Genomic DNA, 939 nt, shown 5'->3' on the forward strand with positions numbered 1-939 from the left:
GGGGTTTTTTTTTTTGCCCCCGCGCCCGGGGGGGGGGCGCCCCGGGGGCCGGTGCGGTGAAGAACACAAATGGAGGAGTATCGAACATGGACGCAGAGACACAGAGACAGACGCCAAAGCTTAGGACCAACCTGGACACGAACTTTTTGAAGCTGTTCGCCATCCTGACTATGGTGGTGGACCACGTGGGGACCGTCTTTTTCCCCCAGCACCCGGAATTCCGGTGGGTAGGACGGCTGGCCTTCCCGATTTTCTGCTACTGCCTGACAGTTGGCCTGATGTACACACGGGACATCAGGCGGTATCTGGGGCGGCTGGCGCTCTTTGCAGTGGTCTCCCAGCCCTTCTTCGCCCTGGCCTTCCATCCCCACAACTTCTGGGAAGAGCTCACCAGCTGGAACATCTTTGTCACTCTGTTTTTCAGCCTGCTGGCCATCTACGGCGTGAAGGAGCGGAAGTGGTGGTGGTTCCTCCTCGGGGTGCTGGCCATCAACGTTCTGAACGCGGACTACGCCAACACGGGCGTCATCCTGACCCTGATCTTCTACCTGTGCCGGAACAAGCCCTGGCTGGGGGCGCTGCTCTATGTGCTGAGCTACCTCCCGGCTCTCTGGGGCGGGTCCCTGGAGGACCCGATGGCCCTGGTGGTGGGGGGACACGCCATCGGCTTTGAGATCTTTGCCCTCCTGTCCGCGCCGCTGATCTTCCTGCCCACCCACGTGGAGCCCAAGATTCCTAAGTGGTTCTTCTACGCCTTCTACCCGGCCCACCTGTTCATCATCTTCCTGGTGCGGACGGCCCTGCATATCTGATGAGGAGGAGAGAGCACAGCCGCCCGGCTAAGGCCGGGCGGTTCAGATTGTAAAGCCTTGCAGAGTTCACGTCCCTGGAGCAGCGCTTCCAGGGGGAGCACTTCGACGCGGTGTGGTCCAGCGACCT

The 939-nt window shown here is 61.1% G+C and carries 1 protein-coding gene; it reads left to right on the forward strand.

Annotated elements, in window-relative coordinates:
• The first annotated feature begins 86 nt into the window (after positions 1–86).
• The gene (locus tag NE584_RS19310; RefSeq protein ID WP_256183545.1) at positions 87–812 is read left to right on the forward strand and encodes a TraX family protein; all 726 of its coding nucleotides are present in this window, start codon (positions 87–89) and stop codon (positions 810–812) included.
• Positions 813–939: the final 127 nt, after the last annotated feature.

The sequence above is a fragment of the Clostridium sp. DFI.5.61 genome, from assembly GCF_024462915.1.
Lineage (GTDB): Bacteria > Bacillota > Clostridia > Oscillospirales > Oscillospiraceae > Lawsonibacter > Lawsonibacter asaccharolyticus.

Coding starts and splice junctions, on each gene's coding strand:
- NE584_RS19310 (WP_256183545.1), top strand. CDS start 87: ATGGACGCAGAGACACAGAGACAGACGCCAAAGCTTAGGACCAACCTG.